The organism is Nonomuraea sp. NPDC049421 (assembly GCF_040677005.1).
GTDB classification, from domain to species: Bacteria; Actinomycetota; Actinomycetes; order Streptosporangiales; family Streptosporangiaceae; genus Nonomuraea; species Nonomuraea salmonea.
In genome coordinates this window covers 88,077-95,382 of the sequence record NZ_JBFAQA010000040.1, presented here as the reverse complement: position 1 = coordinate 95,382, position 7,306 = coordinate 88,077, and the positions used below count along the sequence as shown (strand labels likewise).

Annotated in this window: 10 protein-coding genes and 1 pseudogene; all 11 read left to right on the top strand. The window is 67.8% G+C overall.

The window, feature by feature from the left end; translation table 11 throughout:
• A pseudogene (locus tag AB0K18_RS44680) lies at positions 1-91 on the top strand (roadblock/LC7 domain-containing protein); the annotation flags it as partial.
• Positions 92-96: 5 nt separating this feature from the next.
• Positions 97-492: a DUF742 domain-containing protein gene (locus AB0K18_RS44675; RefSeq protein WP_355422622.1), complete on the top strand. Its 396-nt coding sequence runs from the start codon at positions 97-99 to the stop codon at positions 490-492.
• Positions 493-499: 7 nt separating this feature from the next.
• Complete coding sequence (locus AB0K18_RS44670; RefSeq protein WP_364383053.1) at positions 500-1,060, top strand: ATP/GTP-binding protein; 561 nt, start codon at positions 500-502, stop codon at positions 1,058-1,060.
• A 57-nt stretch (positions 1,061-1,117) separates the two neighbouring features.
• On the top strand, positions 1,118-2,674 hold the full coding sequence (gene ffh, locus AB0K18_RS44665; protein ID WP_364927457.1) for a signal recognition particle protein: 1,557 nt from the start codon (positions 1,118-1,120) through the stop codon (positions 2,672-2,674).
• A 440-nt stretch (positions 2,675-3,114) separates the two neighbouring features.
• Positions 3,115-3,555, top strand: coding sequence for a 30S ribosomal protein S16 (rpsP, locus tag AB0K18_RS44660; protein WP_364927454.1), 441 nt, complete (start codon positions 3,115-3,117; stop codon positions 3,553-3,555).
• Between the two features lies 1 nt (position 3,556).
• On the top strand, positions 3,557-3,802 hold the full coding sequence (locus AB0K18_RS44655; RefSeq protein ID WP_043634919.1) for an RNA-binding protein: 246 nt from the start codon (positions 3,557-3,559) through the stop codon (positions 3,800-3,802).
• 73 nt (positions 3,803-3,875) lie between these two features.
• A complete protein-coding gene (gene rimM / locus AB0K18_RS44650; protein ID WP_364927452.1) occupies positions 3,876-4,376 on the top strand; it encodes a ribosome maturation factor RimM in 501 nt (166 codons plus the stop codon).
• Positions 4,376-5,155 carry a tRNA (guanosine(37)-N1)-methyltransferase TrmD gene (gene trmD, locus AB0K18_RS44645; protein WP_364927449.1) on the top strand — a complete coding sequence of 260 codons (780 nt, stop codon included), beginning with the start codon at positions 4,376-4,378 and terminating at the stop codon, positions 5,153-5,155. The genes rimM and trmD overlap by 1 nt, the downstream gene beginning before the upstream one ends.
• 157 nt (positions 5,156-5,312) lie before the next feature.
• Positions 5,313-5,675 carry a 50S ribosomal protein L19 gene (gene rplS, locus AB0K18_RS44640; RefSeq protein WP_345397976.1) on the top strand — a complete coding sequence of 121 codons (363 nt, stop codon included), beginning with the start codon at positions 5,313-5,315 and terminating at the stop codon, positions 5,673-5,675.
• Positions 5,676-5,815: 140 nt separating this feature from the next.
• Positions 5,816-6,673 carry a signal peptidase I gene (gene lepB / locus AB0K18_RS44635; RefSeq protein ID WP_364927447.1) on the top strand — a complete coding sequence of 286 codons (858 nt, stop codon included), beginning with the start codon at positions 5,816-5,818 and terminating at the stop codon, positions 6,671-6,673.
• On the top strand, positions 6,670-7,263 hold the full coding sequence (lepB, locus tag AB0K18_RS44630; protein ID WP_364927444.1) for a signal peptidase I: 594 nt from the start codon (positions 6,670-6,672) through the stop codon (positions 7,261-7,263). The genes lepB (AB0K18_RS44635) and lepB (AB0K18_RS44630) overlap by 4 nt, the downstream gene beginning before the upstream one ends.
• Positions 7,264-7,306 lie beyond the last annotated feature (43 nt).

Sequence of the window (7,306 nt, the reverse complement as noted above, 5' to 3'; positions counted from 1 at the left end):
GGCGTATCAGATGACGCTGATGGTCGATCGCGCCGGTCAGGTGCTGACTCCGGCTGTGCGTGCGGAGCTGCGCGCCAGCCAGACCAGGTGATGTAGGTGAGCAATTCGTGGAACAGCGGCGGCTGGGAGCCCCCACCTCCGCCCCCAAGATCCGACCCCGCCTCGCCCGTCCGCCCCTACGCCGTGACCGGTGGACGGACGGCGCCGCGGGTCAAGCTGGCGATGGAGGCCCTGGTGTCGTCGGCGACCGCCGAGCACCGGGAGTTCTCCCACATCACGCCCGAGTACAAGGCGATCAGCCAGCTCTGCCTGCAGGTCAGATCGGTGGCCGAGGTGTCGGCGCTGTTGCGGATCCCGCTCGGCGTGGTGCGTGTTCTGATCGCGGACATGGCGGCGGAGGGCCTGGTTCGGGTGCATCAGCCGCAGCTCGAGGCGGGTCGACCGGACGTCAACCTGCTGGAAAGGGTGCTCAGTGGACTTCGCAGGCTCTAGCCCCGGTCTGACCTCGACGAAGATCGTGGTCGCCGGGGGCTTCGGCGTGGGCAAGACGACGTTCGTCGGCGCGGTGTCGGAGATCATGCCGCTGACCACGGAGGCCGTCATGACCGACGCCTCCGCCGGCATCGACGACCTCGGCATGACGCCGCTGAAGACGACCACGACCGTCGCCATGGACTTCGGCCGGGTCTCCCTCGACCGCGACCTGATCCTGTACCTGTTCGGCACGCCCGGGCAGCACCGGTTCTGGTTCATGTGGGACGACCTCGTACGCGGCGCCATCGGCGCGGTCGTCCTCGTGGACACGCGCAGGCTCGCCGACAGCTTCCCCGCGATCGACTACTTCGAAGAGGCCCAGCTCCCGTTCGTGGTGGGTGTGAACGGCTGGGACGGCCAGTACCCGCACAGCGACGCCGAGGTCCGCGATGCCCTGACGCTGGCTCCGCACATCCCCATGCTGCGGCTCGACGCCCGGTCGAAGGACTCGGTCAAGAACACGCTGATCCAGCTCGTGGAGCACGCGCTGACGGTTCGGATGGCCGTGCCAGGCTTTGGCGGCTAGCGGAGCGGCTAGGCTGGAGTCTTAGACGTACATTCGCTTCGAGGACTGGCCAACCACGTGTTCGAGACGCTTTCCGACCGGCTGACATCGGTCTTCTCCTCCCTCCGATCCAAAGGGCGGCTGTCCGATGCCGACATCGACGCCACCACCCGCGAGATCCGCATCGCCCTGCTCGAGGCCGATGTCGCGCTGCCGGTGGTCAAGGCGTTCGTCGCCCAGGTCAAGGAGCGTGCCCGCGGTTCCGAGGTCTCCCAGGCGCTGAACCCGGCGCAGCAGGTCGTCAAGATCGTCAATGACGAGCTGATCGGGATCCTCGGCGGCGAGACCCGCAGGCTGCGCTTCGCCAAGACGCCCCCGACCGTCATCATGCTGGCGGGCCTCCAGGGCGCCGGCAAGACGACGCTGGCGGGCAAGCTGGCCAGGTGGCTGCGCGAGCAGGGCCACGCGCCCATGCTCGTCGCCGCCGACCTGCAGCGGCCCAACGCCGTCCAGCAGCTCCAGGTCATGGGCGAGCGCGCGCAGGTCGCCGTCTACGCGCCCGAGCCGGGCAACGGCGTGGGCGACCCCGTCGAGGTGGCCCGCAGGTCCATCGACGAGGCCAGGCGGCTCAACCACGACATCGTCGTCATCGACACCGCCGGTCGCCTGGGCATCGACCAGGAGATGATGAAGCAGGCCGCCGACATCCGCGACGCGGTCTCGCCCGACGAGGTCCTGTTCGTGGTCGACGCCATGATCGGCCAGGACGCCGTGGTCACGGCGCAGGCGTTCATGGAGGGCGTCGGCTTCGACGGCGTGGTGCTGACCAAGCTCGACGGCGACGCGCGCGGTGGCGCGGCCCTGTCGGTGCGGCACATCACCGGCCGGCCGATCATGTTCGCCTCCACGGGTGAGAAGCTCGAGGACTTCGACGCCTTCCACCCCGACCGCATGGCCTCGCGCATTCTCGACATGGGTGACATCCTCACCCTGATCGAGCAGGCCCAGAAGACGTTCGACGAGGAGCAGGCCGCCAAGATGGCGGGCAAGCTCACCTCGGGCGAGAACTTCACCCTCGAGGACTTCCTCGAGCAGATGCAGATGGTCCAGAAGATGGGGCCCATCAAGAACCTGCTCGGGATGATGCCCGGCATGGGGCAGATGCGCGACCAGATCAACTCCATCGACGATCGCGACCTCGACCGCATCGCGGCCATCATCCGCTCGATGACGCCCGCCGAGCGGCAGGACCCGAAGATCATCAACGGATCCCGCCGCGCCCGCATCGCCAACGGCTCCGGCGTGAGCGTGAGCGCCGTGAGCAACCTCGTCACCCGCTTCTTCGAGGCCCAGAAGATGATGAAGCGGATGGCGGGCGGCATGGGCATCCCCGGCATGCCGGGGGGCAAGGGCAAGGCGTCCAAGCAGCAGAAGAAGGCCAAGAAGGGGCGGCGCGTCAGCGGCGACCCGCGCAAGGCCGCGCTGGGCAAGGGCGGCTCCGCCGACGGCGCGCCGGCCGAGCAGGCCCCGAAGGGCGGCGGCGTCCTCGGCAACCTCGGCGGCAAGCTCCCGCCGGGCGTCGAGCTCCCCCCAGGCTTCGACCCCTCCAAACTCCGCCTCCCCGGCCAGAAGTAACGGCTCCCCGACCCGGGCGTCCGAACTCACCGACCCCCGTCCGGCCTCCCGGACGGGGGTCGGCTTCTTGCTTTCGTTGCTGGTTTTGGGATCGCTCGCTCGCTGACGCATGCTCTCGGGTGGGGCCGGCGCTTCGGCTGCCGGCACTGGCCGGTCTCCGCCGCTCTCTGGTCGAAGTCGTTGAGGCCGTCACCCCTCCTCGCCTCAGGGACCTCGCTCTTCGGACCTTTAGGAGGGGTTGGGGGATCTTTGCGGTGGGGTTCGGTGGCGGGTCGTGAGCAGTGCCGTAGATCTGGCACAATGACATGTTGGAACACCGTGACCAGGTGGGTGCCCTCTCATCTCCCGCCGGACACGTTTGTCCCTGGAGCGTCGTCGCGTCGTGCCCCACTCGGCGAGGCGCCGTTCACCCACGTGCGAATGCAGGAGAGACCACACCCGTGGCAGTCAAGATCAAGCTCAAGCGGCTCGGCATGATCCGCAACGCTCAATACCGCATCGTCGTCGCCGACAGCCGCACCAAGCGTGACGGCCGGGCGATCGAAGAGATCGGCCTGTACCACCCGAAGGATCACCCTTCGCGCATCGAGGTCAACGCCGAGCGTGCGGCCTACTGGCTGGGTGTCGGCGCGCAGCCGACCGAGCCGGTTCTCAAGCTGCTCAAGCTCACCGGCGACTGGCAGAAGTTCAAGGGCGAGCCCGCCCCTGAGCCGATGAAGGTCGCCGAGCCCAAGCCTGACCGTCACGCCCTCTACGAGGCCGCGGCCAAGGAGGCGCTGTCCGGTGGCGACACCGGCACGGCCGCCACCACGCCGAAGAAGGCCAAGAAGAAGGACGAGGCCGAGGCCCCCGCCGAGACCCAGACCGAGGGCGAGGCCTGACGTGCTCGAGGAGGCTCTCGAGCACCTCGTGAAGGGCATCGTCGAACATCCTGACGATGTCCGGGTCCGCGCACGCCGCATTCGCAGCGGGCGCGTCCTGGAGGTCCGGGTGCACCCCGAGGACCTGGGCAAGGTCATCGGACGCGGCGGGCGCACCGCCAAGGCGCTGCGCACGGTCGTGAACGCCCTGGCCGACGGGAAGTACGTACGGGTCGATCTGCTCGATCTGCACGAAGCAGTCCGTTAGCGTCAGGTTTGCGCGCCCTCATCGGCTTCGTACCGATGGGGGCGCTTGCGTTGAGAAGAGAAGGCAGGTTCACGTGCAGCTGGTCGTCGGCCGGATAGGCCGCCCGCACGGAGTACGCGGTGACGTGACCGTGGAGGTGCGCACCGACGACCCCGAGCTGCGTTTCGCCCCCGGCGCCGCCATCGCCACCGACCCCGCCGACCGGGGCCCCTTGGTGATCGAAGGCCGCCGGTGGCACAAGGGCATGCTGCTGGTGGCGTTCGAAGGGGTCCACGACCGCGACGCCGCCGAAGAGCTGCGGGGCACCATGCTGGTCATCGACTCGGCCGACGTGACGCCGCCCGACGACCCCGACGAGTTCCACGACCACCAGCTCATCGGGCTGGCCGTGCAGACCGTCGCGGGCGAGCCCGTGGGCGAGGTGGAGGACGTGCTGCACCACGGCCAGGACCTCCTCGTCGTCCGCAGGAAGGGCCAGGACGACGCGCTGATCCCGTTCGTCAAGGCGCTGGTGCCCGAGGTCGACCTGGAGGCGGGACGGCTGGTCGTCGATCCGCCGGAGGGGCTGCTGTGATGCGGCTCGACATCATCTCCATCTTCCCCGAGTACTTCGCGCCGCTCGACGTCTCGCTGATCGGAAAGGCGCGCGAGCGCGGCACCCTCGACGTACGCGTCCACCAGCTGCGCGACTGGGCCCACGACGTGCACAAGACCGTGGACGACACGCCGTACGGCGGCGGTCCCGGCATGGTGATGAAACCGGAGGTGTGGGGCGAGGCCATCGACGACGTGATCGAGGGCGGCTCGCCGCGCATGGTCGTGCCGACGCCGAGCGGCCGGCCGTTCACCCAGGAGCTGGCCCAGGAACTGGCGCAGGAGCCGTGGCTGCTGTTCGCCTGCGGGCGCTACGAGGGCATCGACTCGCGGGTCATGGAGGAGTACTCCGGACGCCTGCGCGTCGACGAGGTCAGCATCGGCGACTACGTGCTGGCCGGCGGCGAGGTGGCGGTGCTGGTCATGGTGGAGGCCGTCGGCAGGCTGCTGCCCGGCGTGCTGGGCAACGCGCAGTCGGCGGTGGACGACTCGTTCGCGCCGGGGGCGATGCAGAACCTCGTCGAAGGGCCCGTCTACACCAAGCCGCCGGTGTGGCGGGGGCACGAGGTGCCCGCCGTGCTGCTGTCCGGGCACCACGGAAAAGTCGCCAGATGGCGGCGCGACGAGGCGATCCGGCGTACCGTACGGAACAGGCCGGAACTGGCGGCGGCGCTCGACCCCGCGATGCTCGACAAGCATGATCGCAAACTGCTCGAAGAGCTGTCGTTTCGCCTCCAGCCGGAAGATATGGCAAACTGAATCGCTGCCGACCAACCAGCGGTCGGTGTTGCGTGCCCGGGAAGAGCGACCCCGGACCCCAGGAGACAGCAAGCGCGTCCACTTCGCCGCCGTGCTCGTGCCGAGTGCGGACGGGTGGACCTCCGCGTGCTCGCGAGACTTTGAGGAATAGACTCTCATGCACACGAAGATCCAGGAGCTCGAGAAGGCGACCCTGCGCGGCGACGTGCCGGACTTCCGCCCCGGTGACACGCTCGAGGTTCACGTCCGAGTCGTCGAAGGCAACCGTTCCCGAATCCAGGTCTTCAAGGGCTTCGTCCTGCGCAGGCAGGGCAGCGGCGCCCGCGAGACCTTCACGGTCCGCAAGGTCAGCTACGGCGTCGGCGTCGAGCGCACCTTCCCGGTGCACAGCCCGGTCATCGAGAAGATCGTCCTCGTGACCCGTGGTGACGTCCGCCGCGCCAAGCTCTACTACATGCGTGACCTTCGCGGTAAGGCCGCCCGCATCCGCGAGAAGCGTGAGACGACGGCCGCCAAGTAAGCGTCGTTTTCCGATGGCCCGCGCTAACGCGCGGGCCTTTTGGCTTTACAGCGGCGTTTCCTTTATGTGGAGCGACTCGTGCGTGGGTGTAACGTCGGTCGAGGGTTGTCGGGCCTAGTCATCATCTAGGCTCGTCAGCGATGACTAGCGAAAGCCAGGAGCACGGCGCTGCGCGCCGCCCTGTCGAGGACGAGGTGGACGTGGTCGCCGAAGAGACTCACAAGCCGGCCAAGGACGAAAAAAAGGAGAAGAAGGGGTCGTTCTGGAAAGAACTCCCCGTTCTCATCGTCGTCGCCCTTGTGCTGGCCCTGATCATCAAGACGTTTGTGGTCCAGGCCTTCTACATCCCGTCGGAGTCGATGGAGAACACCCTGCTCAAGAACGACAGGGTCCTGGTCAACAAGCTCGTCTACCACACTCGTGACATCGAGCGCGGTGACGTGGTGGTCTTCTCCGGCGTCGACTCCTGGGACGGCGAGTTCCAGATGGAGGAGCCGTCCAACGCGGTCGCGGGCTTCTTCCGGTGGGTGGGCACCGCCTTCGGGTTCGTGCCCGGCGAGAAGGACTACATCAAGCGCGTCATCGGCGTCGGCGGCGACCACGTGAAGTGCTGCGACTCCAAGGGCCGCATCACGGTCAACGGCACGCCGATCGACGAGGAGAGCTACCTCTATCCGGGCAACGTGCCGTCCGACACGTTCTTCGACATCACCGTGCCGCAGGGGCGGCTGTGGGTGATGGGCGACCACCGGTCCGTCTCGCTCGACTCGCGCTCCCACACCGGCGATCCAGGGGGCGGGTCCATCCCCGTCAGCCAGGTCATCGGGCGGGCGTTCGTGATCGTCTGGCCGTTCGACCGGTTCTCCTCCATCGACATCCCTGAGACGTTCGCACAGCCCGCGCTGCAGGCGCTCGGCGGCTCTGTGCCGATGGTCGCCGGCTTCGGGCTCGCCGTACCCTTGGTCCTGGTTCGTCGGCGTCTGAGGAGTCGTCGATGACCTTCACCAAGAAGGCGGAGGGCGTGGCGAAAGAGAAGAAAAAGGGCGGGTTCCGTGAGACCGTCCTACTGCTCGTCTTGGGGGTCGGCATCGCGCTGCTGCTCCAGGCGTTCGTGATCGGTTCGTTCTACATCCCGTCGGAGTCGATGGAGAACACCCTGCAGATCAACGACAGGGTGTTCGTCAACAAACTCTCGGGCAAGCCCGAGCGCGGCGACATCGTCGTGTTCAAGGGATGGGACGGCGAGGACACGATCAAGCGGGTCATCGGCGTCGGCGGCGACAAGGTGGTGTGCTGCGACAAGCAGCGGCGCATCACGGTCAACGGCACCCCGCTCGACGAGGAGTCCTACCTCTACCCCGACGACTACCCGTCCGGCGACAAGTTCGACATCACCGTGCCCGCCGGCAAGTTGTGGCTGATGGGCGACCATCGCAGCGCCTCCTTCGACTCCAGGGGCCACGCCAAGGAGCCCGGGGGCGGATTCATCTCGGAGGACGACGTCATCGGCAAGGCCGTGGTGCGTTACTGGCCGCTGTCGCGGGGCTATCTGTTCTCCCGTCCCGAGACCTTCGACAAGGTCAAGTAGCCTCTCGCTTCAGGTCGCGGTTTGCGGCGAATGGGGCGTACGC